We start from the raw sequence: 13,241 nt of genomic DNA, 5'->3' as shown, positions 1-13,241 counted from the left end.
AGCAGGCCAAGGCCACGGCAAAGCTGCTTGAATTCAAAATAATTGCGGCTAGAACCGGCGGGCATTACCAAAAGTTGACTCAAGGACAACGCCATGACCGCGCGCACTGCTGCGCCCGTCCCCGGTGGGACCATCGACGCCGCCCCGGCCACGGTCGCCGCGCCTCCGTTCGGCCGCTGGGGCCAGCTCGTCATCGGCGTCATCTGCATGGTGATGATCGCCAACCTTCAGTACGGCTGGACGTTCTTCGTCCCCGACATCCAGAAGAAGTTCGGCTTCGACCGCGCCGCCATCCAGTGGGCCTTCACCCTGTTCGTCCTGTTCGAGACCTGGCTCGTCCCCGTCGAGGGCTGGTTCGTCGACAAGTACGGCCCCCGCGTCGTCGTCCTGTTCGGCGGCCTGCTCTGCGGCATCGGCTGGGTCATCAACTCCTACGCCGAGACCCTGAACATGTTCTACCTCGGCCAGGTGGTGGCCGGCATCGGTGCGGGCGCCGTCTACGGCACCTGCGTCGGCTCGGCCCTCAAGTGGTTCCCGGACAAGCGCGGCCTCGCCGCCGGCATCACCGCGGCGGGCTTCGGCGCCGGCTCGGCGCTGACCGTCGCCCCGATCCAGTGGATGATCGCCGAGAACGGCTTCCAGGCCGCGTTCTTCAACTTCGGCATCGGCCAGGGCATCATCGTCATGGTGCTGTCGGTGTTCCTGGTCTCCCCGAAGAAGGGGCAGGTCGCCGAGGCCGCGGGCAATGCCAGCGTCGCCCAGACCCGGCGCAACTTCACCCCCGGCGAGGTCGCGCGCCAGCCGATCTTCTGGCTGATGTACTTCATGTTCGTCATCGTCGGCGCCGGCGGTCTGATGATCACCGCCAACCTCAAGCCCATCGCCGCCGATATCGGCGTCGACAAGGTCCCGGTCACGATCATGGGCCTCACCATGGTGGCGATCACCTTCGCGGCCACCATCGACCGCGTCCTCAACGGCCTGACCCGCCCGTTCTTCGGCTGGGTCTCGGACAAGATCGGCCGCGAGAACACCATGTTCATCGCCTTCGCCATGGAAGGCTTTGGCATCTACATGCTCTACCTCTGGGGTCACGATCCCCTGTGGTTCGTGCTGCTCTCGGGCTTCGTGTTCTTCGCCTGGGGTGAGATCTACTCGCTGTTCCCCTCGACCTGCACCGATACCTTCGGCACCAAGTTCGCCGCCACCAATGCGGGCCTGCTCTACACGGCCAAGGGCACGGCGGCCCTGCTGGTCCCCGCGGCCAACTACCTGCAGCAGAGTTCGGCGAGCTGGGACGGGGTGTTCCTCGTCGCCGCCGGTGCCAACATCCTCGCCTCGATCCTGGCCATCGCCGTGCTGAAGCCCTGGCGGGCCCGGTACATCGCCCGGAACGCCTGAGACCATGGCCCGCTGGCTGCGCTACACGCACGACGGCCGGGGCGGCTTCGGCCGCCTCGACGGGGACGGCATCGCCGTCCACGACGGCGACCTCTTCGCCGATCCGACGCCCACGGGCGAGACCCTGCCGCTCGCGGCGGTCACCCTCGACATCCCGTGCCGGCCGGGCAAGCTCATCGCCCTGTGGAACAATTTTCACGCGGCGGCCGAGAAGCAGGGCCTCGACCGGCCGCAGGCCCCGCTGTTCTTCGTCAAGCCGCCCAACACCTACCGGGCGGGCGGCGAGACCGTGACGATCCCGGACGGCCTCGGCCGCATCCTGTTCGAGGGCGAGCTCGGCATCGTCATCGGCCGGCGCGGCCGCGACCTCACGCCCGAGGCGGCGGCCGGGCACATCTTCGGCTACACCTGCGTGAACGACGTCACGGCGCTGGAAGTGCTGAAGGCCGATCCGAGCTTCGTGCAATGGACCCGGTCGAAGGGCTTCGACGGATTCGGCCCGTTCGGCCCGGTCATCGCCACCGGCCTCGACCCGGACGCCCTCTCCGTCGCCGTGCGGGTCAACGGACGCGAGCGCCAGCGCTATCCCCTGGCCGACATGATCTTCAAGCCGCACGAGATCGTCGCCCTGGTCTCGCAGGGCATGACCCTGGAGCCCGGCGACCTCATCGCCTGCGGCACCTCCAACGGAGCCGGCCCGATTCCGAAGGGGGCCACCGTCGAGGTGGACATCGACGGCATCGGAATCCTGTCGAACGCGTTCGCGTGACGGGCCTGACGCACAGACATCAGAGGACAGCCACATGAGCATCGCCATCGTCGGCGCCGGCGCCATCGGCGGATTTTTGGGCGTACGCCTCGCCAATGCGGGCGAGGCCGTCACCTTCATCGCGCGCGGCGCCAACCTCGACGCCATCCGCACCAACGGCATGCGCCTGATCGAGGAGGACGGCTCCGAGATCCACGTGAAGAATCTGCGCGCCACCAAGTCCATGGAAGAGGCCGGCGTGCACGACATCGTGCTGCTCACCGTGAAGGCCCACCAGGTCGGGCCCATCGCGGCCGACCTGCACCACCTCATCGGACCCGACACCATGGTGGTGACCATGCAGAACGGCATTCCGTGGTGGTATTTCTCGGGTGGCCACGGCGGCGACCTGACCGGCACCCACCTGGAGACCGCCGATCCGGGCGGGCTCATCGCAAAACACCTCGACCCGAAGCACGTCATCGGCTCCGTGGTGTATCCGGCCGCCGTGCTCACGGAGCCCGGCGTGGTGCAGGTGGTGGAGGGCCACCGCTTCGGCCTGGGCGAACTCGACGGCACCATGAGCCCGCGCGTCCAGTCCCTCGCCCAGCGCCTGATCAAGGCGGGGTTCCGCGCGCCCGTGACCTCGGACATCCGGGCGGAGATCTGGCTCAAGCTGTGGGGCAACCTCAGCTTCAACCCGATCTCGGCCCTCAGCCACGCCACCCTCGTGGACATCTGCCAGTTCCCCGAGACCCGGGCGCTCGCCGCCGACATGATGCGCGAGGCCCAGGAGATCGCGGGCAAGCTCGGGGTCACGTTCAAGCTCGGCATCGAGAAGCGCATCGCCGGGGCCGAGAAGGTCGGCGCCCACAAGACCTCGATGCTGCAGGACGTCGAGGCCGGCCGGCCCATCGAGCTCGAAGCCCTCGTCGGCTCGATCATCGAGCTCGGGCGCCTCACCGACACCCCGACCCCGCATATCGGCACCGTCTACGCCCTGATGCGCCTCCTGTCCCAGAGCCTGGACCGGGCACAGGGACGCCTCTCCATCACGGCCGCCTGAATTTTTCGAGATTTTTCAAGGACACCTTCCATGGCCGAGAACGCCACCACCCTCCACGGCCTGATCCGGGCCGGCGCCGACGAGGCCACCGCCCTGTCGAGCCCCGGCGGCGTGCCCCTGACCTTCGGACGGTTGCGGGCGCTCACGGAGCGGACCATCGCGGACCTCAACCGGCAGGGCATCGGCCGGGGCGACCGCGTCGGCATCGTCCTCGACAACGGCCCCGAGATGGCCGCCGCCTTCATCGCCGTGGCGGCGGGCGCCACCTCGGCCCCCCTCAACCCGAGCTACAAGGCCGACGAGTTCACGTTCTACCTGAACGACCTCAACGCCCGGCTGCTCATCGTCGCCGAAGGCTCCGAGACCCCGGCCGTGGCCGTGGCGGAAAAGCTCGGCGTGCCGGTGGTGCGCCTGCGGCCGACCCCCGGGGAGGGCGCCGGCTCCTTCACCCTGGCGTTCCCGGGCGAGGCGGCCGCGCCCGCCGCCAACGGCGGCCCGGCGGAGCCCGACGACATCGCCCTCGTGCTCCACACCTCGGGCACGACCTCGCGCCCCAAGATCGTGCCCCTGAAGCAGTCGAACGTCTGCGCCTCGGCCCGCAACATCCGGCAGGCGGTGGCGTTCACGGCGGGGGATCGCGGCCTCAACATCATGCCGCTGTTCCACATCCACGGCCTCATCGCCGGCATCCTGGCGCCGCTGTCGGCCGGCGGTCAGGTGTCGTGCACGCCGGGCTTCAACGCCCTGAAGTTCTTCGGCTGGATGGGTGAGGTCCGCCCGACCTGGTACACGGCGGTGCCGACCATGCACCAGGCCATCCTCGGCCGGGCCAACCGCAACAAGGAGGTCATCGAGGCCAATCCCCTGCGGTTCATCCGCTCGTCCTCGTCCTCCATGCCGCCGCAGGTGATGAAGGAGATCGAGGACGTGTTCGGCGCGCCCCTGATCGAGGCCTACGGCATGACCGAGGCCGCCCACCAGATGGCCTCGAACCCCCTGCCCCCGAAACCCCACTACGCCGGCTCGGTCGGCCTCGCCGCCGGCCCCGAGATCGCCATCGTCGACGACGAGGGCGAGCCGCTCCCCATGGGCGAGATCGGCGAGATCGTCATCCGCGGCGACAACGTGATGGCGGGCTACGAGAACAACGACAAGGCCAACGCCGAGGCCTTCACCAAGCAGGGCTGGTTCCGCACGGGCGACCAGGGCTCGCTCTCCCCGGAGGGCTACCTGTCGCTCACCGGCCGCCTCAAGGAGATCATCAACCGCGGCGGCGAAAAGATCTCGCCGCGCGAGGTCGACGAGATCCTCATGGACCACCCGGCGGTGTCGCAATGCGTCACCTTCGCCATGCCCCACGACAAGCTCGGCGAAGACGTCGCGGCGGCCATCGTCCTGCGCGAGGGCCAGACCCTGGTGGAGAAGGACCTGCGCAGCTTCGCCCTGGAGCGGCTGGCCGCCTTCAAGGTGCCGGCCAAGATCCTCATCCTCGACGAGATCCCCAAGGGCGCCACGGGCAAGCTCCAGCGCATCGGCCTGGCGCAGAAGCTCGGCTTGGTCTGAGGCGGTTTCCGGCCGATCGGTTCAGTCCGCCGTACCGATCGCCGGGGGACGCAGTGCATCGCGGGTCCCCTCCCCTCGAAGGCAGGGCGATGGCAGATGAACCGCGACGGCCCCCCTCTCCTGTTTGGGCTACCGGCTTCACACAACTACGAGTGGGCCGATTCCAAGCAGCGGCAGGCATCCGGATGCGGGCGGGAGGCGCACCGGGGCTCCCTCTCCTGAAAGGAGAGGGTTGGGGTGAGGTGTGTGAACTCTCCGGATAAGTCCCACACCTCACCCTGTCCCTCTCCTTCCAGGAGAGGGGACCTGCGCTGCCCGCGCGTTGGGGGAATGCCGTCACCCGGACGGAGACGGGGCCGGTCGCGGTTCATCTGCGATCGCCCTGCCTGAAAGGAGAGGGGGCCGGTCGCGACCGCTCGATCCGGCGTGATCACCGGATCTGGCATGGCGCAGGGACGCGCCCGCCAAAACCTCAGCCGGCGGTGTCGGGTGGGACGATCAGCAGGGAAAAGTGCGCGCCGGGGCGATCCGTGGCGACGGTGAGCGGGCCGCCGAGCTGGCGGGCGAGGCTGTTGACGATGCGCATGCCGAGGCTCGCGCGACGCGGCGCGGCGGGATCGAACCCCTCCGGCAGGCCGACGCCGTCGTCGCAGACCGTGAGGCGCAAGCCGCCCTCCGCCGCCCGGGCCGTCACCCGGATCTCGCCGGCGCCGTCCGGATAGGCGTACTTGATGGCGTTGGTCACGAGTTCGTTGACGAACAGGCCGAGGGGGATCGCGAGGTCGGCGGGGATGTTCACCGTCTGCGCCCGGCAGACGAGGCCGTGGGCCGGCGCGCTCTCCTGCAGCTTGGCGCACAGGGCCTCGAGGAAGCCGGCGACGTCGATGGCCTCGAGGCTCGGCTGGCGCCAGAGCTGGTCGTGGACCTGGGCCACGGCCTCGACCCGGGTGCGGGCATCGGCGAGGGCCGCCTTGACGTCCTCGTTGTCGGAGCCCCGCGCCTGGAGCCCGAGGAAGCCGGCCACCACCGCGAGGCTGTTCTTCACCCGGTGGCTCATCTCCCGGGACAGCAGCTCCTGGCGCTCCACGGCGGCCTTGAGCCGGGCCTCGGCGCGCTGGCGCTCGATGGCCCCGCCGACGAGGTTGGCGAAGCCCTGCATGAAGGCGATGTCCGCCTCCTCGAACTGGCCCTCGCGGGTGTCGTCCACCTCCAGCACGCCGTAATTACCGTCGCGGTTGGCGATGAGCACGTTGATGGCCCGGCGGATGCCGTGGTCGGCCATGAGCTTCGGGGTTCGGAACCGTGTCTCGTCCTGCAGGTGATTCGAGATCACCGGCCGCCCGGTCTTGAGGGCGTAGCCCGCCGGCGAGGCGAGATCGGCCCCGACGACGGCCGTGCCGACGGCATCGGCGTTCCAGCCGACACCGGCGCAGACGAGGAGGCAATCCTGATGCGGCTTGTACTCCAGCGCCTTGCAGAACTCCGCCTCCATGCCCTCGGCGCAGAGCTCGGTGGCGCGCTGGAGCAGGGGCAGCAGCTCGGTGGCCCGCAGGGCCTCGACGCCGAAATCGGACAGGATCGCCTGCTGGCGCAGGCGGAACGCCAGGGCCTTGGGGGCGAGTTCGGGCATACGCTTGGGATTCCGTGGGTCGGCGTGGCACTCGGGCTCCTTCTTGCGGCGCCCGGCGGCGGCTCGCAAGTGCGCGGCGTCTCACGACGGCGCGGTGCCACGGCCGCCGCGGCGCCGCGCGTCCGCCGATTCGGCGTCCGGGGCTCAGATCTCGATCTCGGTACCGACCTCCACGAGCTGGCGCGTCGGCACGCAGAAATGCGCGCCGGTGCGCTCGGCGTTGCGCAGGAGGAAGGCGAACAGCCCCTCCCGCCAGTCGGCCATGCCGCGGTCGTCGCTCTTCGGGATGATGGTCTCGTGGCCGATGAAGATCGTGAGATCGTCGAGCCATTCGGGCGGGAGCTTGCCGGCCTGGACGGCGCAGGCCAGCCCCTCGGGGATCGAGGCATCCTCCATGAAGCCGTAGCGCAGGGTGAGCCGGGTGATGTCGGGCGTCACGGCCGAGACCTCGGCACGGTGCTCGCGCGGCACCACGGGCGCTTCCTCGTAGAAGGCGGTGACGATGAGGATGCGCTTGTGCAGGGCGTGGCTGCGCTCGACGAAGCGCGACAGGTGGAGCGGGATGCCGCTCGTCGCCGAGGACAGGAAGGCGGCGCGGCCCGGCAGGGTCAGGGGCGGGTCCCGGCGCAGCTGCGCCAGGAACTCGTCTTCCGGCTGGCGCAGGCCGACCCGCGCCGCCTCCACCAGCCCGGTGCCCTTGCGCCAGGTCAGCATCAGGAACGCCACCAGCCCGGCGAGCAGGAGCGGAAACCAGCCGCCCTCGAACAGCTTCACGCTGTTGGCCCCGAGGAAGACGAGGTCGATGGCGAGGAAGAACCCGTTGAGCGCGAAGACCGCCACGGGGTTGTAGCCCCATTTCAGCGCCACGAGGGCGGCCAGCAGGGTGGTGATGGCCATGAGCGACGACACGGCGATGCCGTAGGCGCCGGCCAGGGCGTCGGAGGTGCCGAAGATGAGCACGGCGCTCACGGTGGCGGCGGCGAGGAGCCAGTTCACCACCGGCACGTAGATCTGCCCGCGCTCGTGGCGCGCCGTGTGGACCACCCGCATGGGCGGCAGGAACCCGAGCTGGATCGACTGCTGGGTCAGGGAGAATGCCCCCGAGATGATCGCCTGCGAGGCGATGACGGTGGCGAGGGTCGCCAGACCGATGAGCGGGTAATGCGCCCAGTCGGGGCTGAGCCGGTAGAACGGGTTCTCGATGGCGTCGGGCTCGGCCAGCAGCAGGGCGCCCTGGCCGAAATAGTGGATCACCAGGGCCGGCAGCACGAGGCCGAACCACGAGACGCGGATCGGCCCGGCGCCGAAATGCCCGAGATCGGCGTACATCGCCTCGCCGCCGGTCACCGCCAGGAAGGCGGCGCCCAGCATGGCGAAGCTGACGTGCCAGCCGGCATGGAGCAGGAAATCCACGGCGCGCAGGGGGTTCACCGCCCCGAGGATCTGCGGGGCGTGGACGATGCCGCCGAGGCCCATCAGGGCCAGGACGACGAACCAGACCAGCATCACCGGCCCGAAGATGCGCCCGATGAAGGCGACGCCCTTGCTCTGGACCAGGAACAGCCCGACCAGGATCGCCAGGGTGATGGGCACGACGAAGCGCGACAGGCCGGGGGCATCGACCTTCAGGCCCTCCACGGCGCTCAGGACCGAGATGGCCGGGGTGATGGCCCCGTCGCCGTAGAGCAGCGCCGCGCCGACGAGGCCGACCACGAGGAGCACGGCCTGCCACGAGCCGGGCTTGGCGTGGCGGGCGCCGAGCAGCGCCAGCATGGCGACGATGCCGCCCTCGCCCCGGTTGTCGGCGCGCAGGATCAGCACGGCGTACTTGATGGAGACGATGAGGATCAGCGCCCACAGGATCAGCGACACCGCGCCGGTGACGGCGATGGGCGTCGGCGGGGCGCCGGCACTCGCCGCCCGCACGGCCTCCTTGAAGGCGTAGAGCGGGCTGGTGCCGATATCGCCGTAGACGATGCCGAGGGCGCCGATGAGCACGGCCGGGCGCGCGAGGCCCCGCCCGGTCCGGATCTGATCTTGGGACCGAGGCTGATCTTGGGACAAGGATTGATCTCCGGCCGGGCGCCTCGGCGACGCTTCTTCCGCGACGAGGTAGGGGATCACGGGCCCGCGTCCAGGGATGAAAGGCGGCGCCGGAACGTGCCGGACGCGTCCGGTCCTCAGGCCCCCGCCCGGATCAGGGTGGCGAGATCGTCCGGGCAGGCGCCGCCGCGCGCGATCGCGTGGACCGGGACGGCGACGTGGCGGCGGATGGCGGCGGCCACGGTTTCGAGGGGCGTCGGCGCGTCCGCGCTCTCGCAGACCACGAGGCCGCGCAGGGGAACCCCGCGATGGCGCAGGGTCTCGGCCGCCGTCAGGGCGTGGCTGATGGCGCCGAGATAGGAGCCGGAGACGAGGAGCGCCGGCACGGCCAGGGCTTCGAGCCAGTCGAGGCCGGTGTGCTCGGCGGTGACCGGGCTCATCAGGCCGCCGACGCCCTCGATGAGCAGGGTGGCGCCCGGCGGCGCCGCGGCGATCTCGGCCCGGCAAAAGGCGACGAGGTCGGCGAGCGCCAGGGTGCGGCCCTCGCGGGCGGCGGCGAGATCGGGGGCGAGGGGGGCGCGGAAGCGCCAGGGCGAGCAGGCGGCGACGCTGTCCTCCGTCACGGCGAGCCCCTGCGCCGCCAGCAGGATCGCCGTGTCGCTGAGGGCAAACGCGGGGTCCGCCACGGCCGGCACGCCGCTGGCGACGGGTTTCAGGGTGCGGACCGCGTGCCCCTGCGCCCGCAGGCGGCGCGTCAGGGCAGCGGTGACGTAGGTCTTGCCGATCTCGGTCCCGGCGCCGGCGATGAAGACGGTGCCGCTCACGTCTCGACCCGGCTCACGTCTCGACGCAGCTCACTTCTCGACGCGGCTCATTTCTCGACGAATGCCTTCTCGATGACGTAGTGGCCGGCCTCGCCGTGGTTGCCCTCGACGTAGCCGCCGCTGGTGAGCAATTCGCGGGTGTCGCGGATCATGTCCGGGCTGCCGCACAGCATGAAGCGGTCGTTCTCCACCGACATCATCGGCAGGCCGATATCCGCGAACAGCTTGCCGGAGGTCATCAGGTCGGTGATCCGGCCGCGGTTGCGGAACGGCTCGCGGGTCACGGTGGGATAGTAGATCAGCCCGGCGGAGATCACCTCGCCGAGGAACTCGTGGTTGGGCAGAGCCTCCGTGATGGTCTCGCCATAGGCGAGTTCCTGCACCTGACGGCAGCCGTGGACGAGCACGACCTTCTCGAAGCGCTCGTAGGTCTCCGGATCCTTGATGATCGACATGAACGGGGCGAGCCCCGTGCCGGTGCCGAGCAGGTAGAGATTCTTGCCCGGCATCAGGTTGTCGAGCACCAGGGTGCCGGTGGGCTTCTTGCCGACCATGATCGGGTCGCCGACCTTGAGGTGCTGGAGCTTGGAGGTCAGGGGCCCGTTGGCGACCTTGATGGAGAAGAACTCGAGCTCTTCCTCGTAATTGGCCGAGACCACCGAATAGGCGCGCAGGAGCGGGCGGCCCTCCACCTCGATGCCGATCATCACGAACTCGCCGTTGCGGAAGCGGAATGCGGGATCGCGGGTGGTGCGGAAGGAGAACAGGGTGTCCGTCCAGTGGTGGACGGAGAGCACGCGCTCCTCGTTGAACTTACTCATCGCCGGGTCCGTCTCGAGTCTCGAAGCTTTGCGGGGGTCTTCTCGCACCTGCGGGGCCCGCGTCAAGGCGGTGCGGGCGCACAGGTGCCCCGCAGCGCATGGCGCCGTGGCGTTCTCGCAACTGTCTGGAATCGCTCCGAATTACTGCGCGCTGAGGTCAGGGGTTTTCACCGGACCAGTTCGGTGACGCGGGTCCCCTCCCCTTTCAGGAGAGGGAGCCCGTCGCGACCGGTCGATTCCTGGCGAACAACCGGCAACCGATATCAAAGTGGTTTCAGCCCCGCCTCGATCTCGGCGCGGCGGCCTTCGAGGAACGGCGGCAGGGCGAGGTGCTGCCCCAGGGTCTCCAGGGGCTCGTCGGCGGTGAAGCCGGGGCCGTCCGTGGCGATCTCGAACAGGATGCCGTTGGGCTCGCGGAAGTACAGGCTCTGGAAGTAGAACCGGTCGATGGGGCCGCTCGTCGGCATGCGCTTCGCCTTGAGGCGATCGGCCCAGGCCGCGTAGTCCGCGTCGGGGATGCGGAAGGCGACGTGGTGGACGGCCCCCGCCCCCTGGCGGGCCGGCGGCCCGTCGGGCTGCGACAGGAGGTGGAGCTCGGCGGCCGGGCCCCCCTCTCCCGGCTTTCCCTGCCCCATGCGCCAGACCCGGACCGCGCCCTCCGGCAGGTCGTAGGTGCGGTCGTGGCGCATGCCCAGGACCTCGGTCAGCACCGCCTCCGTCCGCTCCACCTGCGCCACGGCGAGGCGGATCGGCCCGAGGCCGCGGATCTGGTGCTCGGCCGGCACGGGGCTGCCCGCCCAGGGATGGGCCGGACCGGCGCCGCCATCGTCGACGAGCATGAAGCGCTGGCCCTCGGCATCCTCGAAGTCGAGGCTGAGGCGGCCGTCGCGCTCGACCGGACCCGCATGGGCGACGCCCTCCCGGGCGAGGTGCTCCCGCCACCAGTCGATGGCCCCGGCGCCCGCCACGCGCAGGCCCGTGCGGGTGATGCTGTTGGTGCCGCGCCGCTCCAGGGGCGCCGGCCAGTCGAAGAACGTCACGTCCGTGCCGGGCGAGGCGAGGCCGTCGGCGTAGAACAGGTGATAGGCCGAGACGTCGTCCTGGTTCACCGTCTTCTTCACCAGCCGCAGGCCGAGGGTGCGGGTGTAGAACGCCGCGTTGTCGGGGGCCCGCGCCGTGATGGCGGTGAGGTGGTGGATTCCGGTGAGGTGCATCGGGCGGTTCCGGCCTGTGACGCCATGGGGATGGACGTCAGATGGGGGCGGCGCCCGGGAATGACAAAGCCGTGCGCCCCCTGGCCCGGCGCGCCCGTCGCGATAGGTCGGAGGCGTCCCCCACCCGGAGCCATCGATGCCGCACCTTCTCTACGTCGAAGCCTCGCCCCGCAAGGACCGCTCCGCCTCCATCGCGGTGGCGCACGCCTTCCTCGACGCCTGGACGGCCCGCCACCCGGACGGCACCGTCGACACCCTGGACGTGTGGAACACCGACCTGCCCGAGTTCGACGGCGAGGCCCTGGCCGGCAAGTACGCGGCCCTTTCGGGCGAGGCCCCGAGCCCGGCCCAGGACGAGGCGTGGACCACGATCCGCGCCCTCGCCGGGCGCTTCCAGGCCGCCGACCTCATGGTGTTCGGCGTGCCCATGTGGAACTACACGATCCCGTACCGGCTCAAGCACCTGTTCGATCTCGTGTCGCAGAAGGACCTGCTGTTCAGCTTCGACGAGCGCGGCCAGAACGGCCTGCTCACCGCGAAAGCCGTGGTGATCAACGCCCGCGGCGTCGCCATCGGGGCCGACTTCCCGGCGGAGATCTACGACCACCAGTCGACCTACATGGCGACCTGGCTGCGCATGGTCGGCATCACGCACGTGCATCAGATCCTGGTGGAGAAGGGCCTGATGGGCGCCGACCTCGACCGGGAGTCGCGGGCCAGGGGCCGCGCCGAGGCCGAGGCCCTGGCGGCGACCTTATCAGACTAACTCCGCTTGATCGCTTCGGATCGAGTGATCGCACCAGGGCTCCCTCTCCTGGAAGGAGAGGGTTGGGGTGAGGTGTGGGACCTATTCGGAGAGTTCGCACACCTCACCCTGTCCCTCTCCTCTCAGGAGAGGGGACCCGTGCTGCCCTCTATCTTTCAGCAGTCGGCCGATTCGACCGAACGGATCGGTCAAAACGCCCACAAGACTTGGCGTCAGAACGCCCCGGCGAGGAGGCCGAGGCCGGCGGCGGCGAGGGCCGCCCCGGCGACCCGCAGGGCCGGGCCCGTCGTGCGGTGCGCCGCCGCGAGGCCGAGGCCGAGGCCGGCGGCGTGCAGGAGGGCGGTGGCGGCGAGGAAGCCGAGGCCGTAGGCGAGGCCCGAGGCGGCGCCCGGCATCTCGGCGCCGTGGGCGAGGCCGTGGAACACCGCGAAGGTGCCGACGAGGCCCATGGCCCCGGCCACGGGCGGTACGGCGCCGAGGGCCAGGACGGCCCCGAGGACGACGACGGACAGGGCGATGCCGGTCTCGACATGGGGCAGGGTCAGGCCGGCGGCCCCGGCCGCGCCGCCGAGTGCCATCATGGCGAGGAAGGACGCCGGCACGAGAAGCAGCGCCCGCCCGCCGATCCGCGCCGCGATGAGCCCCACGGCCACCATGGCGAGGACGTGGTCGAGGCCGCCGAGGGGGTGGAGGAAGCCCTGGACCAGGCCCCCGGCTAGGCCCCCGGCCTCATGGCCCGGATGGGCCCAGGCGGGCGTGGCGATCACGAGTGCGAGGGGCAGGATCGCCGCGCGGGCGAGGAGCGTCGGCAGGGCAGAGGGCATCCGGATGTCCCGAGAGCGGTGGCAGGCGGCGTCACTGTAGCAACCGCCATGCCCCGGGGGCACCCCCGGACGAGGTCCTACCAAACGTGGTCGATGGCTCGGCATCGATTGGTTGTTACCGGCTCACGCTCTTTCCCGGCGGGGCGATCGCAGATGAACCGCGACCGGCCCCCTCTCCTGTTTGGGAGAGGGTTGGGGTGAGGGTCGTGGACTCTCCGAAAAGTTCGCACACCTCACCCCAGCCCTCTCCTTCCAGGCTACCGGATTCACACAACTGCGAATGTGCCGATTCCATGTAGCGGCAAGCATCCGGATGCGGGCGGGAGGCGCACCGGGGCTCC

Annotated in this window: 11 protein-coding genes; 5 read left to right on the top strand and 6 right to left on the bottom strand. The window is 70.2% G+C overall.

All coding sequences use genetic code 11. The features are described 5' to 3' along the window. The first annotated feature begins 93 nt into the window (after positions 1-93). Genes oxlT through FV218_RS09395 form a run of 4 tightly spaced genes read left to right on the top strand, consistent with a single transcriptional unit; the run spans position 94 to position 4,778 of the window. Complete coding sequence (gene oxlT, locus FV218_RS09410) at positions 94-1,401, top strand: oxalate/formate MFS antiporter (protein WP_281407811.1); 1,308 nt, start codon at positions 94-96, stop codon at positions 1,399-1,401. 4 nt (positions 1,402-1,405) lie between these two features. After that, a complete protein-coding gene (locus tag FV218_RS09405; RefSeq protein ID WP_056090774.1) occupies positions 1,406-2,170 on the top strand; it encodes a fumarylacetoacetate hydrolase family protein in 765 nt (254 codons plus the stop codon). Positions 2,171-2,204: 34 nt separating this feature from the next. Continuing rightward, entirely contained in the window at positions 2,205-3,215 is a 1,011-nt protein-coding gene (locus FV218_RS09400; RefSeq protein ID WP_056090771.1) for a 2-dehydropantoate 2-reductase, read from the top strand. A 30-nt stretch (positions 3,216-3,245) separates the two neighbouring features. Beyond that, complete coding sequence (locus tag FV218_RS09395; protein ID WP_147709532.1) at positions 3,246-4,778, top strand: acyl--CoA ligase; 1,533 nt, start codon at positions 3,246-3,248, stop codon at positions 4,776-4,778. 472 nt (positions 4,779-5,250) lie between these two features. On the opposite strand, the gene FV218_RS09390 is transcribed toward FV218_RS09395, so the two are convergent. The 5 genes from FV218_RS09390 to FV218_RS09370 form a co-directional block, all read right to left on the bottom strand. Further along, positions 5,251-6,408, bottom strand: a complete 1,158-nt coding sequence (locus FV218_RS09390; protein ID WP_147709531.1) for a histidine kinase dimerization/phosphoacceptor domain -containing protein — start codon at positions 6,406-6,408, stop codon at positions 5,251-5,253. Positions 6,409-6,552: 144 nt separating this feature from the next. Beyond that, positions 6,553-8,406: a KUP/HAK/KT family potassium transporter gene (locus tag FV218_RS09385; RefSeq protein WP_187273012.1), complete on the bottom strand. Its 1,854-nt coding sequence runs from the start codon at positions 8,404-8,406 to the stop codon at positions 6,553-6,555. Between the two features lie 182 nt (positions 8,407-8,588). Further along, positions 8,589-9,275, bottom strand: coding sequence for a dethiobiotin synthase (gene bioD / locus FV218_RS09380; protein ID WP_147709529.1), 687 nt, complete (start codon positions 9,273-9,275; stop codon positions 8,589-8,591). A 47-nt stretch (positions 9,276-9,322) separates the two neighbouring features. Further along, positions 9,323-10,096 carry a ferredoxin--NADP reductase gene (locus FV218_RS09375; protein ID WP_056090760.1) on the bottom strand — a complete coding sequence of 258 codons (774 nt, stop codon included), beginning with the start codon at positions 10,094-10,096 and terminating at the stop codon, positions 9,323-9,325. 263 nt (positions 10,097-10,359) lie between these two features. Then, positions 10,360-11,310 (bottom strand): ring-cleaving dioxygenase, encoded by a 951-nt coding sequence (locus FV218_RS09370; RefSeq protein ID WP_056090757.1) that lies wholly within the window; start codon positions 11,308-11,310, stop codon positions 10,360-10,362. Positions 11,311-11,446: 136 nt separating this feature from the next. Here FV218_RS09370 and FV218_RS09365 point away from each other — a divergent pair, with 136 nt between their 5' ends. Beyond that, positions 11,447-12,076 (top strand): NAD(P)H-dependent oxidoreductase, encoded by a 630-nt coding sequence (locus tag FV218_RS09365; protein WP_147709528.1) that lies wholly within the window; start codon positions 11,447-11,449, stop codon positions 12,074-12,076. Between the two features lie 212 nt (positions 12,077-12,288). Here FV218_RS09365 and FV218_RS09360 read toward each other — a convergent pair whose 3' ends face one another. After that, entirely contained in the window at positions 12,289-12,900 is a 612-nt protein-coding gene (locus FV218_RS09360; RefSeq protein WP_147709527.1) for a HupE/UreJ family protein, read from the bottom strand. Positions 12,901-13,241 lie beyond the last annotated feature (341 nt).

Source organism: Methylobacterium sp. WL69 (assembly GCF_008039485.1).
In the GTDB taxonomy this organism is placed as follows: Bacteria; Pseudomonadota; Alphaproteobacteria; order Rhizobiales; family Beijerinckiaceae; genus Methylobacterium.
This window is presented reverse-complemented; position numbering and strand designations above follow the sequence as displayed.